The following is a 26063-nucleotide window of genomic DNA, read 5'->3' on the forward strand; positions in this document are numbered from 1 at the left end:
TCACTTCACCGCCTTCTCCTTATGCTCTTCCTGCGCCAGACCGATGAACACGGCTGACAGCATGGTGAACACATATGCCTGGATAAAGGCAACCAACAACTCAAGTGCATTCATAAAGATATTGAACAACACCGATGCCACGGTCAGCGTTCCGTTCAAAGCAGGTCCCATACTGGCCGAGATGAATATCAGGCAGGTAAGCACCAGCATTGCCATGTGCCCTGCCAGCATATTGGCAAAAAGACGTATCATCAAAGCAAACGGTTTGGTGAAAATACCGAAGAACTCGATAAACGGCATCATGGGGACCGGTACCTTCAGCCACCAGGGCACATCCGGCCAAAAGATATCTTTCCAATAAGTCTTGGTTCCAAAGATATTCACGGCCAAGAAAGTACAGATGGCCAATACCATCGTAATGGCTATATTTCCCGTCACGTTGGCCCCTCCGGGAAAGAAAGGAATCAGCCCCATAATGTTGTTGATGAAAATAAAGAAGAAGGCCGTCAGCAAGTAAGGTGCGAATTTACGGTACTTCGGACCGACACAGCTCTTTATAATATCATCGTTCACCATCATGATAAACATCTCCATAAACCCGATGAAACCACCGGGAGCGGCACTTCCCTGCGGGTGCTTGCGATACCAGTGCGCCACACTCAAAATGATGAGAAGCAGCAATGCGCTGTTGATGAGCAAAGCCAGTGTCACCTTCGTGATGGAGATGTCCAACGGGCGTATTTCGTTTCCGGTGGCATCATACTCCACCAGCTTGCCTTCGTACTTGCTTCCTGCGGGAGCGATGGAAAAGCCTTCATAACTTCCACCGTTCTCCTCCAGACGTGAGGATAGAAAGGCATGCCATCCGGTGGTAGAGCTATGCACTATTACCGGCAAAGGAATCGTAACGTGAGTTTCGCCCCACGTCGTGATGTGCCATTCGTAAGAATCGCCGATATGCCCGAAGACAATCTCCTTCACGTCCACCGTATTCTCGGCCCGCACCGTGGCGGGTAGCAACATGCCCAGTGCCAGCAGAACTACAGTCAGTATGTTACGCAATCTTTTCATTGTTACTTTTCTTTTTCAGTTTCCGATTCGCCTCAAAAGTGAAGAAGAACCAGGAATCATAAATCAAATATATCAGATAGTTGGCTATAAACGTCAACAAAAACGCCCTGGCTTCCTCACGTACTGCAACGCAATAAACCAGCATCACAATCATGGAGACCAGCATTCTCATCACACGCATCAGCAGATAAATCTGCAACATTCGTCCTGGCATCCGGTGACGGCAGCTTTCGGTCATATTAATCATGAATACTCCGAAAACAAAGAAGAAAAGCGGAATCAGCGGATAACCGCCGAAATAGTGATGCGGATTTATCGAAAAATACGCCCAACCGCCTACAATTCCTATCAATACCGTCAAGAGCGCTGTATGCAATAAGTAGTTTCTCTTAGTAATAGTCACGCCAACAACCTCTATTTTTTAATTTTTAATTTTTTAATAGCCTATTGCTGTTCTATACAGACGGCAACCCTTCCGTTACTCATCTCCACGAATCCGCTTTGAATATCCAACTCATGTTCCTCACCGTCCGTTGCGTAAATCAATTTCCCCGTTCCCAACGATGATACAATCGGTGCATGCTGCGGCAGGATAGAAAAAGAGCCCATAGTGCCCGGCAATGTAACACTTTCCACTTCCCCGTTGAAGAGTTCCTTCTCCGGTGAAACAATATTCAAATGCAACTTTTTCATCATCAAAGCTCCCAGACTTTTAATTTTTAATCGTTTTTCCCCCTGCCTGCTCCAGCAGTTTCTTACCCTTCTCAATGGCTTCTTCAATGGTTCCCACATTCAAGAAAGCAGGTTCGGGCAGGTAGTCCACCTCTCCGTCAAGAATCATCTTGAAGCCTTTGATAGTGTCCTCAATGGAAACCATTGTACCTGGGACACCCGTAAACTGCTCGGCAACGGCAAACGGCTGTGAAAGGAAACGCTGCACACGACGTGCACGGTTCACCAACGTACGGTCGGCATCAGAGAGTTCCTCCATACCAAGGATGGAGATAATGTCTTGCAATTCCTTGTTGCGTTGCAATATTTGTTTTACACGTTGTGCCACTTCGTAGTGTTCTACCCCCACGATGTGTGGGTCGAGAATGCGTGAAGTAGATTCCAACGGGTCCACAGCAGGATAAATACCAAGTTCAGTAATCTTACGACTCAACACCGTGGTGGCATCGAGGTGGGTAAACGTTGTGGCAGGTGCCGGGTCCGTCAAGTCATCGGCAGGCACATATACAGCCTGCACGGAAGTGATGGAGCCGTTTCTTGTAGAGGTAATACGCTCCTGCATGGCACCCATTTCCGTTGCCAGTGTCGGCTGATAGCCTACGGCAGAAGGCATACGGCCCAGCAAGGCCGAAACCTCGGAACCGGCTTGGGTGAAACGGAAGATATTATCAATGAAGAACAGAATGTCACGCGGACCGTCCGTCTCCGCTCCCATGTCACGGAAGGACTCGGCCACCGTCAACCCAGACAATGCCACGGACTGACGCGCACCGGGAGGTTCGTTCATCTGACCGAATATCAAAGACACTTGTGATTTGGCCACTTCGTCATAATCTACTTTGGACAAATCCCAATGGCCTTCCTCCATACCTTTCTTGAATTCTTCTCCGTAACGGATAACACCGGATTCAATCATTTCTCTCAGCAGGTCGTTGCCTTCACGTGTACGTTCTCCTACACCGGCAAACACAGAGAAGCCGTGCTGCTTCTTCGCAATATTATTAATGAGCTCTTGGATAAGCACCGTCTTGCCTACACCGGCGCCACCAAACAGACCGATTTTACCGCCCTTGCTATATGGTTCCAGCAAGTCGATAACCTTGATGCCTGTATAAAGCACCTCTTGTACGGTAGTCAAATCTTCAAACTTAGGGGGGTCGCGATGGATGGGATAAGCACCGGTACGGTCCAACTCCTTCATGCCGTCGATAGAGTCGCCCACAACGTTCATCAGGCGGCCTTTGATTTGTGTACCTATCGGCATGGTGATGGGGCCTCCCAGCGGATGCACTGTCATTCCTCTCTGCAGGCCGTCCGTACTGTCCATAGCAACAGTACGCACCGTGTTTTCACCAATGTGCTGCTGTACCTCTACAATCAGTCTTTTGCCGTTCGACCTTTTTATTTCCAGTGCGTCGTGAATACTCGGCAACATCATTTCTGCCTCCGTTCCTTCGAAATAGACGTCTACTACAGGCCCGATTACCTGTGAGATATGTCCGACAATCTGTGACATAAGCAATCTTTTTATTCTATATTTCCTTAATTATTTTTCCCAATACTAAGTTGTAAGTCGCGTGTATCCTCATTAACAAGTCAGCCAAGTCGCGTCTTTCATCAGCTATGTACTCGTACCTATTAACGTTTGTCAGCTATGGTTTGTTCATCCCAATAGTTACATAAACAACAACGCAAATGTATAAACAATTTGCATGTAGTTGTTACCGTGTATAGCATTTTTTGAACAAAAAAGACTATTTTGAACGATTAATACTACAATTGGAACAAATTGTTACAGACATGATAACGTCAGTTAACAATTAGCAAGAAAAAGGAATTGCCCACCCATCTTATGAAAAAAACACTGAATTGACAACAGAGGTTCTGTATATAATATACAAAAAATAAGCCTTGTCTCTCGACAAGGCTTATTCACAACACAAACACAAAATAAAACACGACAAAACTACTATGCAATCTTACCTGTCTATGCCGGGGAGGCATACGTACTAGTTACGGATATTCACATATACATAAACAGCTTCAGGCTGATTTGCACATTATAAACAAATGCGGGGAGGCATTTGTTTATTGCCTATTTGTTAAAAAACACAAATTCAAAGTTTGTCATTGAATACCTCTTTCACGAAGCTTCAACTGCCATTTCCATGCAGAAAGTAAAGTATCTTCAATACTTGTTTCTGCCTTCCAACCCAGTTCATTGTTTGCCAATTCCGGGTTTGCCCATACCTTCTCAATATCACCGGCACGCCGACCTACTATCTGATAGTTCAGTTTTACACCGGTAGCCTTTTCGAAAGCATTAATCAGTTCCAATACGGAAAGTCCACGACCTGTACCGATATTGAATACTTCCACTTTTTCCTTCTGCTTGTTCTCCAAGATACGGTGGATAGCCACTACGTGTGCTTTGGCCAAATCGACTACATTGATGAAGTCGCGGATACAAGAACCGTCGGGAGTATCATAATCGTCACCAAACACGCTCAGTTTCTCACGGATGCCGATAGCGGTCTGGGTAAGATAAGGAATCAAGTTCTGCGGTACACCGTTAGGCAACTCTCCCAACAATGCTGTGGGGTGTGCACCTATCGGGTTGAAGTAACGCAACAAGATGGCGTTTATCGGAGCACCGGAAGCAACCGTATCACGTACAATCTCTTCATTGATTTGCTTCGTGTTTCCATACGGAGACTCAGCTTTCTTAATAGGTGCCTTTTCCGTTACCGGAAGTTCGTCCGGCTGGCCGTAAACTGTGCAGGAAGAAGAGAATACGATACCTTCCACTCCATGCTTCGGCATCAATTCCAGCAGGTTTATCAGTGAAACCAGGTTATTACGATAGTAAAGCAATGGTTTCTGGACAGATTCACCCACAGCCTTGCTGGCCGCAAAGTGAATGATGGCTTTAATGCCTTTATATTTGGTAAACACAGCGTCAAGACCGGCATAATCCAAGCAATCCAATTCCTCGAATGCAGGGCGGATGCCCGATACCTTCTCTATGTTATCTACAACATCTGCGCTGGAGTTTGACAAATTATCAATAATAACAACTTCATAACCTGCGTTTTGAAGTTCCACCACCGTGTGAGAACCAATATAACCGGTTCCACCCGTAACTAAGATTTTCCCTTTCATATTAAATATAGATAATTTAGCTTTTAGGTTATCAATACGCCACAAATGTAAGGAAATAAATTAATAAAAACAGAAAAAGGGGGATAAATTTTAGTTTATCCCCCTTCCACTTTATTTCCGGTTTTTCTTCTTTAAATCTTCACAACCCCCGAAAAGCCCATGAATGCCATTGCCAGCAGTCCGGCAGTAATCAAAGCTATCGGAGTACCCTGCATACCTTTCGGTACACTAACCAGGCTCATTTGCTCGCGCAGGCCTGCAAACAGTGTCAGTGCCAAGCCGAAACCAAGTGCCGTGGAGAATGCATAAACCACTCCCGTCAGCAAATCATAATCTTTTTGGATAACAAGGATAGCCACACCGAGAATACAGCAGTTGGTAGTAATCAACGGCAGGAACACGCCCAAGGCTTGATACAGAGAAGGAGAAACTTTCTTCAGGATAATCTCTACCATCTGCACCAATGCGGCAATCACCAGGATAAAGGTAATAGTCTGCAAATAGCCCAAATCAAAAGCGTCGAGCACATACTTCTGAATAAGGAATGTCACGATAGTGGCGATGGTGAGCACGAATGCCACCGCCGCCGACATGCCCAATGCAGTCTCCACTTTCTTGGAAACTCCCAAGAACGGGCAAATTCCCAAGAATTGCGACAATACGATGTTGTTTACAAAGATTGCCGAGATAAATATCAATATATATTCCATAATCATTAAATTAAGAATTAAAAACTAAAAATTAAAAGCCCGGCAGCCTACCGCCGATACGTTCTCAATTTTTTCATTTTTAATTTTTCATTATTAATTCTTCTTCATACTGTTGATTAAAGCAATGAGATAGCCCAATGCGATGAATGCACCCGGAGCAAGGACAAATACCAACATGCCGTATTCTTCAGGAAGGATACTCAAGTTGAATATCTTGCCGGTTCCCAGGAACTCACGCACGGCACCCAGTAATGTCAGTGCAATGGTAAAGCCCAAGCCCATGCCCAGACCGTCGAACAAGGAAGCCACCGGATTGTTTTTGGCAGCAAATGCCTCGGCACGTCCCAATACGATACAGTTTACAACAATCAGCGGAATGAACAGGCCCAGTGTGGCGTACAATGCAGGAACGTAAGCTTGCATTATCATCTGCAACAGTGTCACAAATGATGCTATGACTACAATGAATGAAGGGATACGCACCATATCGGGAATCAGATTCTTGATGGCAGAAATCACCACATTGGAACATATCAGCACGAACATTGTAGCCAGTCCCATACCCATACCGTTAATGGCAGAGGAAGTGGTACCCAGTGTAGGACACATACCCAGCAGGAGTACAAACGTAGGATTCTCTTTGATAATCCCGTTCATCATAACTTTAAAATTATTCATATCTTCTACTCCTTTCTCATTTAGCGCTGAGTGTATCTACAGCTTCGGGAGCTGCGGAATCAGCAGGTTGTTCAACATTCTTTTGAGTAGCGCCGGTAGTGCCGTCGGCAGTTTCCTGACCGGCATAGGCAGCATAAGCCGCATTCACTGCATTCAAAAAAGCACGTGAGGTGATGGTAGACGCTGTAATGGCATCTACTTTACCACCGTCCTTGCTCACTGTCAATGCAGCTTCACCCGGATTCATGCCGGTGATGTCACCTTTATTGCCTTTCTTGAACCAGTCGGCAGCCTTGGAACCCAACCCCGGAGTTTCCACATGCGACAACAAGGAGTAGTCGATGATTTTGCCTTCAGCATCGAAACCGACCAACACTTTCAGCTCACCGCCAAAACCCATGGCAACAGCTTCCACAGCAGCTCCGATATATTCTCCGCCTTTGGTGGCAGGATATACAGAATACTGTACTCCGTTTACTTCCTGCATCTTCTTCTCGGCGATGGGGTCATTGTCGAAGCCCGGAACCACCGCACTTACGGCATCGCTCAAGGTCTTTGCATTGGCCTGCGCAATGGGCTCCTTCGTCAATTCGTTTACATAAGCCAGCAACGCTACGGAGATTGCGGTAACGCCCGTAAGTACCAGCAACATATTCTTCAAGGATGATTCTAACTTTTTCATTTCTTCTTCGCTACCTCCCCAAAGCGTTTAGGTTTAACATAGGTGTTGATGAGCGGAGTGAACGCATTCATAATCAGAATGGCAAACGACATACCCTCCGGATATGCACCGAACAGACGGATGATGACAGTCAGCAGGCCGATGCAAACACCATAAATCAGCATACCTTTGTGGCTCATCGGAGAAGTCACGTAGTCCGTAGCCATAAAGACAGCACCCAGCATCAGACCACCGGACAACAACTGTACGACCGGGGATACATAAAGTTCCGGATTGACCAGATACATGATACCGGAGAACACGAATACCGTCACCAGAATAGATACCGGAATGTGCCAGGTGATGATTTTCTTCCACAACATGTAGAACAAACCAAGCAGCAGCGCCAAGGCACTCACCTCACCGAGACATCCTCCATTATTACCTATCAGAAGGTCGAAAGCTCCCGGAAGGTCGCTCAGGGACATGCCCGGAGCACCATTGATGACACCTTTCATAATAGCCAGCGGCGTAGCAGCCGTCGTGGCATCCGTATAGGCTGTCAACTGGCCTACAGCCGGCCATGTCGTCATCTGCACGGGGAATGAAAGCAACAGGAATACACGTCCTGCCAGTGCAGGGTTAAAGGGATTGCAACCCAAACCTCCGAAGGACATCTTGCCTACCCCGATGGCAAACAAGGCACCAAGGATGATAATCCAGATGGGCAGGTTGGAAGGCAGGTTAAAGGCCAGCAACACACCGGTAATGATGGCAGAGCCGTCGGTGATGGTTGTGGTCTCTTTTTTCATGAGGAATTTGCCGATGGCCCATTCAAAGAACAAGCAGGCTGCTACGGAAGTGGCCGTAACAATCAGCGCACCCAGTCCGAAAAAGTAAAGCGAAACGAGGAATGCCGGAATCAATGCGATAAGCACACCGTACATATTCTTCTTCACGCTGTCACCGCCGTGAACGTGGGGCGAAAGGGATACGATTAATTTATTCATACTTCGTTATTTTTTAGCTTGACGTGCACGGATCATCGCTCCTACCTTACCCTTACCCAAGCGGATATAATCCAGCATCGGACGGTTGGAAGGACAAGTAAACTGGCATGAACCGCATTCTATACACGACATAATGTCTTCTTTCTCTACTCTTTCAAAATCTCCGTGGGCCGAAACGGTAGCCAGCAGATACGGCTCCAACCCCATCGGGCAGGCTCCCACGCACTTGGCACAACGGATACAAGGCTGTACTTCGCCGCGCTTGGCTTCCTTCTCGTTCATAATCAGAATACCGGAGCTTCCTTTGGCTGTCGGTACATCCGTATTTACCAGAGCTTTACCCATCATCGGGCCACCGCCGATAATCTTGCCCGTATCTTCGGGCAGACCGCCGCAAGCTTCAATCAGCTGCTTCATCGGCGTACCGATACGTGCCAGGAAATTGGACGGCTTTGCCAACGACTTACCAGTCACGGTAATGACACGTTCAAACAGAGGTTTGTTCTTCTGTACGGCCTGGTAAACGGCAAATGCGGTACCCACATTCTGCACCACAGCTCCCGTGGAGATAGGCAGCGCACCGGCTGCAACCTGGCGACTGATGACTGCATCAATCAACTGCTTTTCACCACCCTGCGGATATTGTACCTTCAAGGGTACCACCTCGATACCTGCATAACTGGAAGCGACTTTCGTCATCAGCTGGATGGCATCGGGCTTGTTGTTCTCAATGCCAATGAATGCCTTGTTCACCTTTACCGCTTTCATCAGAATGGATACACCTACCATAATTTCTTCCGCATGTTCCAGCATCAGCTGATGGTCGGCAGTCAGATACGGTTCGCACTCTACGGCGTTGATGATGACACACTCTGCCTTGAATGCAGGAGGAGGACACAACTTGACCTGCGTAGGGAAGCATGCACCGCCCAGACCTACGATACCGGCATCAGCGATTTTCTTCACGATTTCCTCGGAGGTCAGACTGCATTCCTTCACCAACGTTTCGGAACGGTCAATGGATTCTTCCCATTCATCCCCTTCTACGTCAATGAATATAGCAGGCTTGGCGTAACCGCTGGCATCGACAATCGTGTCAATCTTAGCGACTTTCCCGCTGACAGACGAATGAATGGCTGCTGATACAAAACCGCCGGGCTCGGCAATCTTTGTACCCACTTTCACAACATCACCTTTGGCAACGATAGGCTTGGCAGGAGCACCGATGTGCTGTCCCAGCAAGATAGCGGCCTTGGCCGGAATCTCTGCCTTGATGATAGGCTGATGTGCTGAAAGTTTATTTTCGTGTGGATGGACTCCACCAATTGAAAATGTCTTCAACATACAATTCTGTATTTTTAGTCGTTTATTTACTTTATTAATTCATACCTCAACTTGGGAAGTCTAAACCTCTGCTTTGGGAGTCTCAACCTCAGCTTTAGGAGCTGCAACCTTTACTTGGGGAGCTGCATCGTCAGCCTTCGGTTTGCGCGGCGGGAAGTTGAGGGCAATGATTGTGTTTTGCGGACAAGCTTCCTCGCACTTGCGACAGGATTTGCACTTATTGGGGTCAATGTAAGCCAGATTGTTTTCCAGCGTGATAGCCTCGAACGGACAAACCTTCACACACTTGCCGCAACCGATACATGCCACGGTACAAGCCTTGCGTGCTACGGCCCCCTTGTCCTTGTTTACACACTGTACGTAAACACGACGTGATTTCTTGCCTTGAGGACGGATTTCAATGATAGATTTCGGACAAGCCTTGGCACAAGCTCCACAAGCCGTACACTTTTCCTCATCCACTTCGGGAAGTCCGGTCTCCGGATTCATGTGGATAGCATCGAACTGGCAGGCAGCCACACAGTCGCCGCATCCCAGACAGCCATAACTACAACCCGTTTCACCACCATAGAGAGAAGCCGCAATGGCACAACTCTTGGCGCCATCGTATTGGTTCACACGAGGACGGTTGGCACAAGTTCCATTACATCTCACCACCGCAACCATAGGTTCGGCAGCAGCGGCATCCAAGCCCAGAATCTCGGCAATCTTTGTCATGACGGGCTGTCCACCCACCGGACAAAGTTTACCATCCAGCGAACCTGCCTTTACGCAAGCATCTGCAAATCCGCTACAACCGGGGTAACCACATCCACCGCAATTTGCCTGGGGAAGCACCTCTGCTACCTGGGCAATCCGCGGATCTTCATACACGGCGAATTTCTTGGAAGCCACGTAAAGAATAGCGGCCGATACCAGCGCTATAACTCCCAATGAAATCACTGCAATCAGAATTACATTCATAAATTAGTTGTTTATTAATTATTTGTTTTATTATTAGTTAGTTCATCGGTCGTACGGAGAATGAGAACTTCTTACCCATCCGCGACTTGTTCAGCCACAATATATAATAATAAGGTACAAGAAGTGCTAGCGAACAAAGCGCGGAACGCAGCTCGTCATTCCAGATAGCCATAAAGACAAATAGTGAGATTATCAGAATAAGGAAAGGAAATATAAAGGCAAACAGAACTGCCATCACTCCCATTGAAAGTTCGCCCGTCACCCATACACGGTCGCCGGGCTGGTAGGATGCGGCATCGGCATCGGCCACATCGACAAGTTTCTCTTTCGTATCCGCAGAGGTACAATGTCCCTTGACACTACACGAAGCGCACGCTGAAGTCTGGATGATTCTCACTTGGAGATGAGAACCGTTTATGTTTTCCACAATACCTTGATGTTTTATAGTATTCGCCATTTTGCAAAGTGTGCATTACAAATCGCGGCAAATTTACGCATTATTTGTGAACTGCAAACCTTTCCTATGCATTTTCTGTGTTCGTAAACGTGCTTTTTCTATGTTTTTATGTTTTTTCACCTGCCACAGACTACAAAAAGACAAAAAACAGACGGTCTGTCAAGGGAAAACAGACCGTCTGACTAACTAAAACAGATAATCTGTTCACTCCGAACAGACCATTTGTTTATTTACCATTTATAATTGATACCGAAACTGAGCAGTTCTTTTACCTGAAAATAGCTGTCCCCTTCCGTCGGCTTGGCACTGTCGTCATAGCGGGCGTGCACATAGAGCTTGGTGGAAAGATAGCGGTTCAGCACAAAGTTCACCGTGTTTTCCCATTCAATACGTGTCCACTCATAACTGGTCTGGAAGTCCAAGCGGGAATCCAGCGTGATGGAAGGAATGATGGTCCATGAAAGTGTAGGCTGTATCTGCGAACCGAAGTTATGCTTCACGCATTTGCCCTCATCAAGACCGAAACTCACTTCATTCACCCCCTTATTTCCTACATAGCGCAGCATGTACGTCAGCGGAGCCATGAAAACGGACAAGCTGAATTTCTGCTTCTTCAACTTGTAGTCCATACCGATACTGCTCGACCAGTCCGCCGGAGCAAAGAAAGCCGAAACCAGCTCTTCACTGTTGGCCTTGTAGCCATTGCAGAACTGGGTCTTAAACTCAGTCGTGATGGTATAATACCACTTGGACGCAGCTTGAATACCCAGTTTACTGTACAGCCGGAGTTGGTCGGTACTTACCAGATAGTTATGAAACTCGTCGGAAGGTGCGGAGCTGAAGCCCAGCTTGGCATCGAGCAGATTTTCCCACTGCACCTTTTCACGGTCATTATAGTTGGCAAACAATTGCAGGTTGGCAAGCACGGCGTTAGTGCTCTCACCTCCCTTGTACCAGTTGTCGGAGATATAGTTCTGGGTAATCTGCAATGAACCGTTTCCACCCGTCACCCACCAGTTGGGCTTGTGGATAATCACGTCGGCTTCCTCCTTCACTCCCACCATATTCTCTTGTGCAAACAGTTTCACGACGGACGGCTTGGAAGAAACCTCCTTCTCTATATTATCCTTGAATATCTTCCCTTTCATCACCTCCTTCTCGGTCATTACAACCAGATTGGGACAATCTACATACGTGTTCAGCAGCGTACGGTCCACCAGTTTGTTGGCTCGGTCCTTTGAGGTGAAACTCAGTGTGTCGAACGGCAACATCTCGCGCGTCAGGGCAGGCACCGTATCAGGCACCTGGAAATGCCAGTCCACCTTGGAAAGGCGTCTCATGGGGGCATAATAATAGGTAAGGGGAAGGAACAACCTATAGTAGTTCGGATTGGAAGGTATATAACGCTCCGGAGTCGTGGGGTCATTCAAATAATCCAGCACTCCGATATACCTTTCATATAATATGGAAACAGTATCCAGCTTGTAACCCATACCTTCCGGTTTCAATTTCAGAATCATGTATTCTTTCATTATATCCGGCAAGGTGTCGGCTTTGGCAGTTGTTTCCTGTCCACTGTTCTTCGAGGCGGTATCCAGCGTATTCTGTGCCATCACCGACGAAGAAATCATCGTAGCAATTAACCAAAATGCAATGTGTCTATTCTTCATAATGCCCTAAAGTCTATGTTTCGAGCGCAAATTTAGCTTAAAATGTTTAGAAAACATAGAAAAGCCATAAGAAAAAGGCAAGAAGGACTTTCTTCGATGAAATCGTATTTTTTAATAATTGTTTCATCGAAACTTTCTCTACTTCCTCTTTTTTTTATAATTTTGCGCTTTTTAAGTTCTACGTGTACTGACGGGAGCAGTGCGCACCCTGAACGACAAGCCGTATAGGCTCTTGGCATTAGATTAAACAATTAATAAAATAATATAGTTGTGGGAGAAACAAAGTATATTTTCGTCACCGGTGGTGTTGCCTCTTCATTAGGTAAAGGTATCATCTCATCCTCCATCGGTAAATTGCTGCAAGCAAGAGGTTACAAGGTAACCATCCAGAAGTTTGACCCGTACATCAACATCGACCCGGGTACACTGAACCCTTATGAACACGGCGAATGCTACGTTACCGTGGATGGCCACGAAGCCGACCTCGATTTGGGCCATTACGAACGCTTCCTGGGCATCCAGACCACCAAGGCCAACAATATCACGACCGGACGCATCTACAAAAGCGTCATCGACAAAGAGCGCCGGGGTGACTATCTGGGAAAGACAATTCAGGTTATTCCCCATATTACAGACGAAATCAAGCGTAATGTAAAACTGCTGGGAAACAAATACAAATTCGACTTTGTTATTACCGAGATTGGCGGTACAGTGGGTGACATCGAGTCTCTGCCCTATCTGGAAAGCATCCGTCAGCTGAAGTGGGAACTGGGAAAAGACGCCTTGTGCGTACACCTTACTTATGTCCCCTACCTGGCAGCTGCCGGTGAGCTGAAGACCAAGCCCACCCAGCACTCCGTAAAGGAACTGCAAAGTGCCGGTATCCAACCCGATGTCCTCGTACTGCGTACGGAACATGAGTTGAGTACCACCCTGCGCAAGAAAGTGGCTCTGTTCTGCAATGTGGACGAAAATGCCGTGGTGCAGAGCATCGACGCGCCTACCATCTACGAGGTGCCCATCTTGATGCAGAGCCAAGGACTGGACGTTACCATTTTGAAGAAAATGGGACTTCCCGTCGGTGATACTCCGGGACTGGGACCGTGGCGCGCTTTCCTCGAACGCCGTCACAAAGCCGAAGAGACTGCCCCGCTGCACATCGCATTGGTGGGCAAATATGACTTGCAGGATGCCTACAAGTCCATCCGCGAGGCCCTTTCACAAGCAGGAACCTACAATGACCGCAAGGTGTCGGTAGACTTCGTGAACAGTGAAAAGCTGACGGACGAGAATGTGACAGAAGCCTTGAAAGGTATGGCAGGCGTACTTATCGGTCCGGGCTTCGGCGAACGCGGCGTTGCCGGCAAGTTCGTAGCCATCAAATATGCGCGTACGCACGACATCCCCACCTTCGGTATCTGTCTGGGTATGCAGTGTATCGCCATCGAATTTGCCCGTAACGTACTGGGTTATGCCGATGCCAACTCACGCGAGATGGACGAAAAGACACCGCACAATGTCATCGACATCATGGAAGAGCAGAAGTCCATCACCAATATGGGTGGAACCATGCGTCTGGGTGCCTACGAATGTGTTCTGCAGAAAGGCAGCAAGGCATACGAGGCATACGGTACCGAGCATATCCAGGAACGTCACCGTCACCGCTACGAATTCAACAACAGCTTCAAGGATGCCTACGAAGCAGCAGGTATGAAGTGTGTGGGTATAAACCCCGAATCGGACTTGGTGGAAATTGTTGAGATTCCCGCATTGAAGTGGTTTGTCGGTACCCAGTTCCATCCCGAATACAGCAGTACGGTATTGCATCCGCACCCACTGTTCGTAGCATTCGTGAAGGCCGCCATCGAAAATGAAAACGAAAAGAAATAATTTGTAATAAGTAATTTGTAATCAACAAAGAATGGATAAAAATACCATCACAGGTCTTGTTCTGATAGCGATATTGTTAGTAGGTTTCAGCTTTCTGAGCCGTCCCAGCCAGGAGCAGTTGGAAGCACAGCAACGTTACTACGACTCCATAGCCCAGGTGCAACAGCGCGAAGCCGACTTGAAAGCCAAGGCGGAAGCAGCCCTGGCCAACGAAAGCGGAGCGGAAGCAAGCGTTGACTCCACTGCCCTCTTCTTCGACGCCCGTCAAGGAACTAACTCGCAGGTAACCATCCAGAACAACCTGGCAGAAATAACCGTAGATACAAAAGGCGGGCGCATAGCTTCGGCCACGCTGAAGGAATACATGGGACAAGACAAGACGACCCCCGTCACACTGTTCAGCGGCAATGACGCTTCCATGAATTTCCTCTTTTACAACAAGAAAGAGACTATCCAGACGGAAGACTATTATTTCACCGCAGTAAACCGTACGGACAGTACCGTCACCATGCGTTTGTCGGCAGACAGCAACAGCTATATCGACTTTACATATCGCATGCACAATGACACATACCTGATAGACTTTACTATTCAGGCAGTCAATATGGAAGGTAAGCTGGCGACTACCAACAATTATGTGGACATCGAGTGGTCTCAGCGTGCCCGTCAGATAGAGAAGGGTTACACCTACGAGAACCGTCTGGCTGAACTGACTTACAAAATCACCGGAGAGGGTACCGATTATCTGTCTGCCAACAAGAACGACGAAAAGGAAGTTCCGGAACGCCTGGACTGGATTGCTTTCAAGAACCAGTTCTTCTCTTCAGTATTTTTGGCAGATGCCGACTTTGAAAAGACCAAACTGAGTTCCAAGATGGAGACTCAAGGCAGCGGCTACATTAAGGACTATTCTGCGGAGATGAGCACGAAGTTCGACCCTGCTGGCAAGGAACCTACCCAGCTGTTCTTCTACTTCGGCCCCAATCACTACAAGACCCTGACCGCACTCGACAAGGGGCGTGACGAGAAGTGGGAGCTGAACCGTCTGGTCTATCTGGGCTGGCCGCTCATCCGCTGGATAAACAAATGGTTCACCATCAACATCTTCGACTGGTTGTCCAGTTGGGGGTTGAGCATGGGTATCGTACTGTTGTTCATGACGTTAATCGTAAAAGCTGTAGTATTCCCCGCAACGTGGAAAACCTACATGTCCTCTGCCAAGATGCGCGTACTGAAACCGAAAATCGACGAGATAAACAAGAAGTACCCCAAGCAGGAAGATGCCATGAAGAAGCAGCAGGAAGTGATGGGCCTCTACAGCCAGTACGGAGTCAGTCCGATGGGCGGATGTCTGCCGATGCTGATACAGTTCCCTATCTTGATGGCCTTGTTCATGTTCGTGCCGAGTGCCATTGAACTCCGCCAGCAGAGCTTCTTGTGGGCAGACGACCTTTCCACTTACGATGCGTTCATCAACTTCCCGTTCCATATCCCGTTCCTGGGAAGCCACCTCAGCTTGTTCTGCCTGCTGATGACGGTTACCAACATATTGAACACGAAGTACATGATGCAGCAACAGGATACGGGTGCCAATCCGCAGATGGCTGCCATGAAGTGGATGTCATACCTGATGCCTATCATGTTCCTCTTCATATTGAACGACTATCCTTCGGGATTGAACTATTACTACTTCATCTCTACGTTAGTCAGTGTGGTAACAACGCTCATCATGCGCAAGACAACCAATGAGGAAGCCCTTCTTGCTCAGTTGGAAGCCAACAAGAAAGACCCGAAGAAGATGAAGAAAACCGGTTTCGCCGCTCGTCTGGAAGCCATGCAGAAACAGCAGGAACAGATGATGAAAGAAAAACAGAACAAAAAGTAGTAAGACTACCGTTCAAGATATTCTTTTGCAGAAAGCCGGACAATGACATTTGCCCGGCTTTCTTATCCTTACACCAACGAAAAAATTCACAGACTCTAAATTATGCAGACTAAATACACTTACAAACAAATCTGGCTCATAGCCTACCCTATCCTAATCAGCCTCCTTATGGAGCAGATGATAGGTATGACGGACACCGCCTTCCTCGGGCGTGTGGGCGAAGTCGAGCTGGGAGCATCTGCCATCGCCGGTGTCTTCTACATGGTCATCTTCATGGTTGCCTTCGGTTTCAGCATCGGGGCACAGATACTCATTGCCCGGCGCAACGGCGAACAGCAGTATAAGGAAATCGGTGACTTGTTCTATCAGGGCATCTATTTCCAAGTCGGGATGGCGACAGTCATGTTCCTGCTGTCCTATTGCTTCTCGCCGATTATCCTGAAACGCATCGTAGCCTCGGAACATATCTACGAAGCAGCCACCAGCTACCTGCATTGGCGTGTATTCGGTGCCTTCTTCTCGTTCAGCGCAGTCATGTTCCGTGCCTTTTTCTTGGGAACCACCCAGACCAAGACACTGACACTGAACTCCATCGTCATGGTGTTGAGCAATGTCGTATTCAACTATATCCTGATTTTCGGTAAATTCGGTTTTCCTGCACTCGGCATTGCCGGAGCCGCCATCGGCTCCTCATTGGCCGAGCTGGTTTCGCTGTTATTCTTCATCCTCTATACCCGTAGCCGTATCGACTGCTGCAAGTACGGGCTGGACCGTATTCCGAAGTTCCGGCTGGACGTATTGAAACGGATGCTGAACGTCTCTTTCTGGACCATGATACAGAATTTCTTCTCCCTCTCCACCTGGTTCCTTTTCTTCCTTTATGTGGAGCATCTGGGAGAGCGCTCGCTGGCAGTGACCAACATTGTCCGCAACGTGTCCGGCATACTGTTCATGGTACTCATGGCATTTGCCTCTACCTGCGGGTCACTGGTCAGCAACCTCATCGGTGCAGGCCACTCCGATTGCGTGGCAGGCACCATCCGGCAGCACGTACGCATAGCCTACGTCTTCGTACTTCCGCTGGCATTGCTTTTCGCGGTGTTCCCCAAGCTGATTCTGGGAATTTATACCGACATACCCGACCTGCAGGACGCTGCCGTACATTCGCTCTGGGTGATGTGCTCCACCTATCTGTTCCTGGTTCCTGCCAATGTCTATTTCCAGGCAGTTTCCGGAACCGGCAACACGCGTACGGCATGGGGGTTGGAGATGGCTACGCTGGTCATCTACACAGCCTATATCACCTACATTATTCTGATTCTGCAACTCGACGTGGCCATTTGCTGGACCTCGGAAATGGTTTATTCCAGCTTTATTCTCATTTTCTGCTGGCTATATATCAAACGTGGGAATTGGCAAGGAAGGAAAATTTAGTATCTTTGCATTGAAATAACCGAAACAAAAAACATATATGAAACAAGTAAATCTACTACTTATGTCAGCAGCCATGACATTGGCCTCCTGCGGAGGAACAAAAGATGCCGGACAGCAGCAGGACGCAGCAGCGCTCATCCAGCGGTCGGACATCAAGATTGAAGGAAAGCGTATGACACCCGAGGCACTCTGGGCGATGGGACGTATCGGCAGTGTAGCCGTATCTCCCGACGAAAAGCAAATTGCCTACACGGTATCCTATTACAGCGTGCCCCAGAACAAGAGTAACAGCGAAGTCTTCGTCATGAATGCCGACGGTAGTGGCAATACCCAGATAACGCATGACGCCTGGCAAGAAGGACAGCCCACATGGTTCAAGGACGGCAAGAAGCTTGCCTTCCTCTGCAACGAAAGCGGCAGCAGCCAGGTATGGGAAATGAATCCCGACGGCAGCGGACGCAAGCAGCTGACTCAATACGAGGGAGACATCGAAGGGTTCTCTTTCTCGCCCGACGGCAAGAAACTCCTTTTCATTGCCCAGGTAAAGACCGTGAAGAGTACGGCAGACAAACATCCGGACCTTCCTAAAGCCACCGGCATCATCGTTACCGACCTGATGTACAAGCATTGGGATGAATGGGTGACTACTGCTCCCCATCCGTTTGTTGCTGATTTCGACGGCAATGCCATCAGCAATGTCACTGATATTCTTGAGGGAGAGCCATACGAAAGCCCGATGAAGCCCTGGGGCGGTATCGAGCAGCTGGCATGGAGCCCGTCTTCTGATAAGGTGGCCTATACATGCCGTAAGAAAACCGGACTGGCGTATGCCATTTCCACCAACTCCGACATTTATATCTACGACCTTGCCTCCAAGGAAACCAAAAACATCACGGAAGAAAACAAGGGATATGATACGAATCCCCAATACTCTCCCGACGGCAAATACATCGCCTGGCAGAGCATGGAACGTGACGGCTACGAAGCCGACTTGAACCGCTTGTTTATCATGAACCTCGAGACCGGTGAGAAACGTTTTGTAAGCAAAGCTTTCGAATCGAACGTGGACGCCTTCTTGTGGAACAAAGATTCCCAGAGCATCTACTTCATCGGTGTATGGCATGGCGAGACACAGATTTACAACATCGACCTTGCCGGAAACGACAAGCTTACCCAGCTCACCGACGGCATGCACGACTATGCTTCACTCGCCCTTTGCGGAGACAAGATTATCGCCAAACGCCACTCCATGAGCATGGGCGACGAAATCTATGCCGTAAACAGTGCACGCAACGGCGACGCTTTTGCAGAAGCAGTGCAACTGACCACAGAAAACAAGCAGATTTACGACCAGCTGGAAATGGGTAAAGTGGAAGCCCGCTGGATGAAGACCACCGACGGCAAGCAGATGCTGACCTGGGTGATTTATCCTCCACAGTTCGACCCTAACAAGAAGTACCCCACCCTCCTCTTCTGTGAAGGTGGTCCTCAGAGTCCCGTCAGCCAGTTCTGGAGCTACCGTTGGAATTTCCAGATTATGGCGGCAAACGACTATATCATCGTAGCTCCCAACCGTCGTGGTCTTCCGGGCTTCGGTGTAGAGTGGAACGAAGCCATCAGCGGTGATTATGGCGGCCAGTGCATGAAGGACTACTTCACTGCCATTGACGAAATGGCCAAGGAACCTTTCGTCGACAAAGACCGCCTGGGTTGCGTAGGCGCCAGCTTCGGAGGCTTCTCCGTATATTGGCTTGCCGGACACCATGACAAACGCTTCAAGGCATTCATCGCACACGACGGTATCTTCAACATGGAAATGCAATATCTGGAAACGGAAGAGAAATGGTTTGCCAACTGGGATATGGGCGGTGCTTATTGGGAAAAGAACAACGCTACGGCACAACGCACTTTTGCCAACTCCCCGCATCTCTTCGTCGACAAATGGGACACCCCTATCCTCTGCATCCACGGAGAGAAGGACTTCCGCATCCTTGCCAACCAGGCAATGGCCGCCTTCGATGCAGCCGTGATGCGTGGCGTTCCTGCCGAACTGCTTATCTATCCGGACGAAAACCACTGGGTACTGAAACCTCAGAATGGCGTGCTGTGGCAACGTACCTTCTTTGAATGGCTGGACAAATGGTTGAAGCCGGCTAAGTAAAGCCTCTCAAAAACGATAAAAACAAATAGTCCCGGATTCTTTGTCAAGAATCCGGGACTATTTGTTTTTATTGTACACCGCCCGATTCATTTTTTATGACTATAATTTGGGCAGTTCAAATAAAGTCAATACATTTGCTTTATGCACACTCCGAAGAAGTGTAAACAATATGTCCTAATATAACCCGATAAAAGATGAATGAAAATTGGCCTGAGATTGTGGAAACACTGATACCGTATTTTGAAACAAATTCGGTAGAAGGTGATTACCAGCGGGAAATAGAGAACTGCTTGAAATTTCTTGGATGGAAAAAGACCAATGGAACAATGGTATCCCAGTATACATTACCGATAGGCAATAGCAACTCCATACGCCCGGACATTGTACTTTGGCGAAAGAACGAACATGATACACAATCCCCCGTACTCCCAATTGAAATAAAACGTCCGTCTAATATACAAAATGAGAGGCAAGAAAATCAGTTGATGTCGTATATGCGCCAACTGAAACTTAATGTCGGATTATATATAGGAGAAAAGATACAGCTTTACTACGACATTCCCAACGATGGCGAGAATCCCATCTGTGTATTTACAGCAGAATTTAAGAAAGAAGATGTAAATGGTTCCATCATCTGTGACCTGCTAACTTACGACAAATTCAATCTGGAAAAAATAGAAACATTCTGTAATGAGCAATATAAAAAAATCCAAGCGCGTAATAATCTGCATAGGAGGGTGTCAGAATTCTTATCCGAAGGCAATGGGGTAAAGAATATGATTTCGTTGCTCAAAGACAAGTTTACAGCTGAAGGATTTGAGGAATCCGCCATTAATGAAGAATTTGCCAATCTTACGCTTACAGTACATTACGAAAATAAGAGCATTCTCCCTTCATTACAACTTAAAACGAGGCAAACATCTAAAAACTCACAAAACGACTATAAAGAAAGTGATTCCAAAGACCATACAAAATTCTCAGTGGATGGAATCAACTTCTATGTCAAAAGACGTTTTGTATTGGAAGTAGTCAAGCACTATATCAAAGACCATCCCAACATAAACTATGTTGAACTGGAAAAAGTCTTTCCATCCAATTTACACAGTAAAGCATTGGGTGTAATACGTACCTTGATAGAAGTCCAAGAAAAAATCAAATCTCATCCCGATTTAAAGAAACGTTACTTTCTTAAGCCTGATGAAGTTATTTTATTGGCAGACGGAACAAAAATTGTTGTCAACAACCAGTGGGGAACATTATTTCCAAGATTTCTTGAAGCAGCAAAGAAACTGTACCAAGTAACCAATGATACGGAAAGCAATACTCCAATATCCCGATTAAAGATTACTTTTGGTAATGGGAAAGTAATTCAAGAAACACAAGCAGCCGAGACTTTCCGGCAATTTGTGATGACAGTAGGTGTGGAACAAGTGCAATCTTTAAATATCAAGGTATGCAAGATTCCCTTGATATCAAACACACTTCATGAGAAATACCAGCGCGCTCAAAAACCATTAGGCAACGGACGGTTTCTTATGACCTGCAGCAATACAAAAACAAAGAAGCGTGATATCGAGCGTATTGCCAAAGCTTTGGGTATTCAGGTGACCGTGGAAATTGTATAATGGAAGACAGTAATTCAAGAGATATGTCTTGAAAAATACTTTTTCATGAAGAGTACGTATATTGCGCTCAACAGTAAGATACACCCTATCAAGAAGATATAGCCATACCGTTGGTAATAAATATATCCTACTATTATAAAAGTCTGTATTGTCATATAGACCAGAGAGACTATGACATGAGGAATCTTCAGCTCATTCGCCATAATCTGATACAGATGCTTGCGATGCGGCAGCCCGATATTCTCATGAAGTATCAGACGATGAATGATAGTCAGAACACTGTCTACCCCATAAACGGACAATAAGACAATCCAACTGAAATCACCAGTCTGGATGATGAGCCTGCCTATCAGGAAAAGAAGAATAAAGGCAATGCTCACCGAACCCACATCACCGGCAAAGCATTTGGCACGCTTGCGGAAATTGAAGAAGCAGAAGACTAGAACAGAACAGATAACGGTATAGATGAAATTCGCTTCTACAAAAGTAACCACCTCATTATTGACATAAGCCAACGCAGCAAGAATAACCAGAGAATAACCTCCCGTTATCCCATTAATCCCATCCATAAAATTGTAGGCATTGATGATGCCCGTACAGACTATCAAGGCAATGACTATCCACCACCAAGACAAGGAGAACAGCCCCCACTGATAAAACATCATAGCCATAGCAGAGAAATGAAAAAGCAGCCTTGTCATCTGTCCGGTGGATTTTATATCGTCCACGAAGCTGATGAACGTCACCAGTGTCAAGGCAAGCAGGAACCAGGGATATTCAAAGTCACTCGTCAGGAAATAGGCCAACGCTCCGAAATAGAATATAATCCCACCACCCCTTAAAGTCACTTTCGTATGAGAACTCCGCTCATTGGGCTTGTCGATGATATTGCACCTATCAGCCACCTTAAAATAAAAAAGTTCTGCCAAAAACAGCAGAACCAATATTAACAGATAATACATAACAGTATTTTCCTCTTTAATTTTTAATTATCAATTTTTAATTCTTAACTTTTAATTTGAGAACGATTTTATCGTTCTCACTATCCCCTCCTCTGCCCTCACCGGCATTCTGTCAATACCCAGGGCAGCCTTTATCTTCGCATTACTCACCACATAATTCTCTGTCAACTTGCGCAGACGCTCTTCATTCAAAGGTAAATGGAGCAGAGTCCCAAAACGGGCACAGAACTCCATCAGTCCTCTGTTTATCTTCCAGATATGCGGCTTACGCTCCAAAGCCCGACACATCAAAGCTATCAGCTCATTTGTGGACAAGGCCTCGTCATCTCCCATGTGGTAGATACCACTCGCCACCTCCTTGGTCAACAGCCCTTCCACCACATAGCAGAGATTGTCTATCGAAGTAAAAGACCTTCTGTTCTCAAAAGCCCCCAAAGGCCAGGGAACACCTTTCCTCACCACATTATAAAGAAGATTCAGATTGCCCTTATTGCCGGAACCATGAATCATGCAGGGACGCAGGATATAAACCTGCTTGTCATCATAAGGATTAGCTTTCAATTTCCCATTCTCAACCTTCAACTTGTCAAGGATGTAATTCTCGGCTGCTATCTTACTTTCCCCATAAGGCCCTACCGGAGCAGGCACCACATCTTCAGTCAGCATATCACCCACCACACTGTCTGCAGCGGCTTTCACAGAACTGAAAAATACGAACTTCTTCGCAGACGATTCCAGAAAGAAATCAAATATCTTTTGGGTCAATCCCGTATTAATATCAAAATAGGATTGGGCAGCAGACCGGTTCTTCGTGTCATGGGCTTTACCAGCCAGATGAATAATGGCATCGAATTCAGGAAGATTCCGCATCGGAAAAGAAGCTGGTTCAATATCCTTCCAGGAGAAAGTCTTTACCACCCCCTCCTTTTCAGGAGCAACAATATCCAGCCCGTAAAGGCTATGACGTTCCTTTAGGGCAACAACGAGATTGGAACCCACAAAGCCGTGGATTCCAGTGACGAGTATGTTCATTGAAATATGCTAAAAAATATACTGACCGGAAACGTGATTATTGGTTATGTATTTAATAAAATAAGTATCTCCAATGACAGAGAAGAAAATATACCACGTCGTATTAGAATTACGTTGATAAGTGATGTAATACATATCCTTACCATAACGCTCAAAAAAAGCGGGCGCTTTCTTTTTTAATTTAGAATGAATGTTCTGTTGAATATCAGCTATCAGTTCTTCTACATAAGAAATAGCAAAAGGATAAGTACCTAAATACTCCTTCTCAACAAGTATTTTTATAAGCCCATACAAATCCTCCTCTACTTCGGGAGCGAATACGACTCTCATCCAAACAAAGCCTTTATACGAGGGCAAAGCCTATCCAATAATTCTTCACCGGAAATAGCATGCCTAATGTCATCACGTCCTTCCGTAACGATATTCGGATTATTCTCATTACCCGTATATACAACTACCGGTTCACCAACATTCGGCACCATCGGTTCTTGTTCCTTATATGGCTTAATCTTCCTCATACATCCAATCTTTCCACAAAGATACCCGGAAATATCAAGTTATCCTAATCATTGACTGATAAATATCGTATGTTCATAAAGCTTCAACTAAGTCTACATATTTTTGAGTTACCACATCCTTGGAATATAATCGCTTAATCACCTCTACACCATTTCGACCCAGTAAAGCTAGTTCGCTTCTTGAGACGGAATTCAGCCAATCCACCATTTCTCCCACCTTCTTTTCCAAACTCTTCTCTGTAATCAATTTTGCACAGCCATGTTCCTGCAGGAAATTGATGATAGGCGTATCCTTTCCCGAGCAGACCAATAAAGGCCTACCACATGCCATGATTGTATAAACCTTGGAAGGGAATCCCTGCATCTCCATTTCAGGGTTCATGAAAATAAACTGGATGTCTGAATAGGCAAGAATGGACGGCATCAAACTTCTGGGCTGATAGGGCAAAATATGCACATTATCCAGCTCCAACTCACGTACTTTCTCCTCAAGAACGGGTTTCATGACTCCCTCACCGATTATAAAGTATTCAATGGAAAACCCTTTCGTCTTTTCTGCCAGACAAATTAAGGGCTCCCAATCTTGGGCATAACCAATATTCCCGGCATAAAGCAATTTCAAAGAATCTGTGGTAGGGAAAAAATGGGGATTCAGACATTCTACATTTCCACCTTGAGAATTATACAATTCTGTATCTACAAAATTAGGTATTATACAAAGCTTGGACTTATCCTTAAACCTTCCGGCTATTACATTATAAAAAACCTGGTCTATTGTCGTTACGGCCGTTGAGTTATTATAAACATACCGTTCCATCCTACGTAGCTGTTCTATAACAAGCCCGTCCTTTCGTTTCAAGATGTCAGGATATATTTCCTGCACATTATATATGGTTTTACATCCCTTGATTTTCGCCAGCCAAATGTTGATTACACCGATAGTCAAAGGAGGGGAAGGTGACAGTATGACATCTATATTTCTCTGGGACAAACCAATCAGGAAAGAGATAATATGCCAATAGACAAATCCCAGGACACGCAGAAATGTATTTCTGAATTTCTTCTGGGGTACATGAAGAACTCTGATTCCATGAAAACAGCTTTCTTTACAAATCCCCCAAACCTTCCATTTCAGAGGTTGTGCTGCCAGTTGTGATTCCACAACATTGTAATGAGGCGTAGTTGTCAATACCAATACTTCATAACCGTTTTCTTGGAATTTCAGAGCAATATCATTATAAAGATAGGCTGTCGAAACTCCATCCGGACTGAAAATCAGGCTATGTATCAAAATTTTCTTAGGCATGTCTCACCATTATTTTCTCCAAACCATCTTGTTCACCACCCCCGTATAGCTCTGAATCAACTTCACAACCTTGGCCGATACATTCTCATCCGTATAATTGGGCACCGGCAGGCCATCGTCCCCATTCCTATTCATCTCCACGGCAGTATCTACAGCCTGAAGCAAGGATTTCCCATCAATACCGGCAAGGACAAAGATACCCTTGTCAAGAGCCTCGGGACGCTCCGTACTGGTACGGATGCATACAGCAGGGAAAGGATGCCCCACAGAAGTGAAGAAACTGCTCTCCTCAGGCAGAGTACCGCTGTCACTCACAACGGCATAGGCGTTCATCTGCAGGCAGTTGTAGTCGTGGAAACCGAGAGGTTCATGCTGAATCACACGACTGTCAAGTGCAAAGCCGCTTGATTCCAGACGTTTCCTGCTACGGGGATGACAACTGTAAAGTATGGGCATGTCATATTTCTCGGCCATAGCGTTAACCGCCCTGAAAAGGGACAGGAAGTTCTTCTCCGTGTCAATGTTCTCTTCCCGGTGCGCGGAAAGCAGGATGTATTTACCTTTCTGGAGATGCAACCTCTGATGAATATCGCTAGACTCTATTTCGGACAAATTCTCATGCAGGACTTCCGCCATGGGCGAACCGGTTACGTATGTACGTTCTTTCGCCACGCCCGAAGCGTTCAGGTATCTGCGGGCATGCTCCGAATAGCAGAGGTTCACATCGGAAATGACGTCCACAATACGGCGGTTGGTCTCCTCAGGCAGGCACTCGTCAAAGCAGCGGTTGCC

At 46.6% G+C, this 26063-nt stretch carries 24 protein-coding genes; 5 read left to right on the forward strand and 19 right to left on the reverse strand.

Features of this window, described 5'->3' with window-relative positions; all coding sequences use genetic code 11:
- From atpB to CSD97_RS16475, 13 genes are all read right to left on the reverse strand, one after another.
- On the reverse strand, positions 1–1071 hold the full coding sequence (gene atpB, locus CSD97_RS16415; RefSeq protein WP_008663554.1) for a F0F1 ATP synthase subunit A: 1071 nt from the start codon (positions 1069–1071) through the stop codon (positions 1–3).
- Positions 1055–1474 (reverse strand): hypothetical protein, encoded by a 420-nt coding sequence (locus CSD97_RS16420; RefSeq protein ID WP_005829126.1) that lies wholly within the window; start codon positions 1472–1474, stop codon positions 1055–1057. The genes atpB and CSD97_RS16420 overlap by 17 nt, the downstream gene beginning before the upstream one ends.
- A 41-nt stretch (positions 1475–1515) precedes the next feature.
- Positions 1516–1764 (reverse strand): ATP synthase F1 subunit epsilon, encoded by a 249-nt coding sequence (gene atpC, locus CSD97_RS16425; RefSeq protein ID WP_034523421.1) that lies wholly within the window; start codon positions 1762–1764, stop codon positions 1516–1518.
- Between the two features lie 19 nt (positions 1765–1783).
- Positions 1784–3319, reverse strand: a complete 1536-nt coding sequence (gene atpD, locus CSD97_RS16430; RefSeq protein ID WP_005829130.1) for a F0F1 ATP synthase subunit beta — start codon at positions 3317–3319, stop codon at positions 1784–1786.
- Positions 3320–3930: 611 nt separating this feature from the next.
- Positions 3931–4965 (reverse strand): UDP-glucose 4-epimerase GalE, encoded by a 1035-nt coding sequence (gene galE / locus CSD97_RS16435; RefSeq protein ID WP_005829134.1) that lies wholly within the window; start codon positions 4963–4965, stop codon positions 3931–3933.
- A gap of 131 nt (positions 4966–5096) precedes the next feature.
- Positions 5097–5675, reverse strand: a complete 579-nt coding sequence (rsxA, locus tag CSD97_RS16440) for an electron transport complex subunit RsxA (RefSeq protein WP_008663551.1) — start codon at positions 5673–5675, stop codon at positions 5097–5099.
- Positions 5676–5768: 93 nt separating this feature from the next.
- Positions 5769–6353: an electron transport complex subunit E gene (locus tag CSD97_RS16445; RefSeq protein WP_005829138.1), complete on the reverse strand. Its 585-nt coding sequence runs from the start codon at positions 6351–6353 to the stop codon at positions 5769–5771.
- A gap of 16 nt (positions 6354–6369) precedes the next feature.
- Positions 6370–7035, reverse strand: coding sequence for an RnfABCDGE type electron transport complex subunit G (locus tag CSD97_RS16450; protein ID WP_005829140.1), 666 nt, complete (start codon positions 7033–7035; stop codon positions 6370–6372).
- Positions 7032–8024 carry an RnfABCDGE type electron transport complex subunit D gene (locus CSD97_RS16455; RefSeq protein WP_005829143.1) on the reverse strand — a complete coding sequence of 331 codons (993 nt, stop codon included), beginning with the start codon at positions 8022–8024 and terminating at the stop codon, positions 7032–7034. The genes CSD97_RS16450 and CSD97_RS16455 overlap by 4 nt, the downstream gene beginning before the upstream one ends.
- 6 nt (positions 8025–8030) lie before the next feature.
- Positions 8031–9368 (reverse strand): electron transport complex subunit RsxC, encoded by a 1338-nt coding sequence (gene rsxC / locus CSD97_RS16460; protein ID WP_005829145.1) that lies wholly within the window; start codon positions 9366–9368, stop codon positions 8031–8033.
- Between the two features lie 60 nt (positions 9369–9428).
- Positions 9429–10331: a Fe-S cluster domain-containing protein gene (locus tag CSD97_RS16465; protein WP_098032732.1), complete on the reverse strand. Its 903-nt coding sequence runs from the start codon at positions 10329–10331 to the stop codon at positions 9429–9431.
- Between the two features lie 37 nt (positions 10332–10368).
- Positions 10369–10788, reverse strand: coding sequence for a SoxR reducing system RseC family protein (locus tag CSD97_RS16470; protein ID WP_016273709.1), 420 nt, complete (start codon positions 10786–10788; stop codon positions 10369–10371).
- A 230-nt stretch (positions 10789–11018) separates the two neighbouring features.
- Complete coding sequence (locus tag CSD97_RS16475) at positions 11019–12458, reverse strand: DUF3078 domain-containing protein (protein ID WP_098032733.1); 1440 nt, start codon at positions 12456–12458, stop codon at positions 11019–11021.
- Between the two features lie 270 nt (positions 12459–12728).
- Here CSD97_RS16475 and CSD97_RS16485 point away from each other — a divergent pair, with 270 nt between their 5' ends.
- The 5 genes from CSD97_RS16485 (at position 12729) to CSD97_RS16505 (ending at position 21453) form a co-directional block, all read left to right on the forward strand.
- Positions 12729–14348 (forward strand): CTP synthase, encoded by a 1620-nt coding sequence (locus CSD97_RS16485; protein ID WP_098032734.1) that lies wholly within the window; start codon positions 12729–12731, stop codon positions 14346–14348.
- Between the two features lie 31 nt (positions 14349–14379).
- A complete protein-coding gene (gene yidC, locus CSD97_RS16490; protein ID WP_098032735.1) occupies positions 14380–16233 on the forward strand; it encodes a membrane protein insertase YidC in 1854 nt (617 codons plus the stop codon).
- A 102-nt stretch (positions 16234–16335) separates the two neighbouring features.
- Positions 16336–17667, forward strand: a complete 1332-nt coding sequence (locus CSD97_RS16495) for an MATE family efflux transporter (protein ID WP_057098109.1) — start codon at positions 16336–16338, stop codon at positions 17665–17667.
- Between the two features lie 37 nt (positions 17668–17704).
- Positions 17705–19828 carry a S9 family peptidase gene (locus CSD97_RS16500; protein WP_098032736.1) on the forward strand — a complete coding sequence of 708 codons (2124 nt, stop codon included), beginning with the start codon at positions 17705–17707 and terminating at the stop codon, positions 19826–19828.
- Between the two features lie 194 nt (positions 19829–20022).
- On the forward strand, positions 20023–21453 hold the full coding sequence (locus CSD97_RS16505) for a hypothetical protein (RefSeq protein WP_098032737.1): 1431 nt from the start codon (positions 20023–20025) through the stop codon (positions 21451–21453).
- 14 nt (positions 21454–21467) lie between these two features.
- Here CSD97_RS16505 and CSD97_RS16510 read toward each other — a convergent pair whose 3' ends face one another.
- From CSD97_RS16510 to CSD97_RS16535, 6 genes are all read right to left on the reverse strand, one after another.
- Complete coding sequence (locus CSD97_RS16510; RefSeq protein ID WP_055288432.1) at positions 21468–22415, reverse strand: glycosyltransferase family 4 protein; 948 nt, start codon at positions 22413–22415, stop codon at positions 21468–21470.
- Between the two features lie 51 nt (positions 22416–22466).
- The gene (locus CSD97_RS16515; protein WP_055288431.1) at positions 22467–23447 is read right to left on the reverse strand and encodes an NAD-dependent epimerase/dehydratase family protein; all 981 of its coding nucleotides are present in this window, start codon (positions 23445–23447) and stop codon (positions 22467–22469) included.
- Between the two features lie 9 nt (positions 23448–23456).
- On the reverse strand, positions 23457–23777 hold the full coding sequence (locus CSD97_RS16520) for a hypothetical protein (protein ID WP_005829173.1): 321 nt from the start codon (positions 23775–23777) through the stop codon (positions 23457–23459).
- Positions 23774–23965, reverse strand: a complete 192-nt coding sequence (locus CSD97_RS16525; RefSeq protein ID WP_035457993.1) for a hypothetical protein — start codon at positions 23963–23965, stop codon at positions 23774–23776. The genes CSD97_RS16520 and CSD97_RS16525 overlap by 4 nt, the downstream gene beginning before the upstream one ends.
- A 73-nt stretch (positions 23966–24038) precedes the next feature.
- Positions 24039–25271 (reverse strand): glycosyltransferase family 4 protein, encoded by a 1233-nt coding sequence (locus tag CSD97_RS16530; RefSeq protein ID WP_055288430.1) that lies wholly within the window; start codon positions 25269–25271, stop codon positions 24039–24041.
- Between the two features lie 9 nt (positions 25272–25280).
- The coding region (locus CSD97_RS16535) for a UDP-N-acetyl glucosamine 2-epimerase (protein WP_098032738.1) at positions 25281–26063 on the reverse strand (783 nt) is incomplete at its 5' end.

The organism is Bacteroides sp. AR29 (genome assembly GCF_900217715.1).
Taxonomy (GTDB): Bacteria; Bacteroidota; Bacteroidia; order Bacteroidales; family Bacteroidaceae; genus Bacteroides; species Bacteroides uniformis.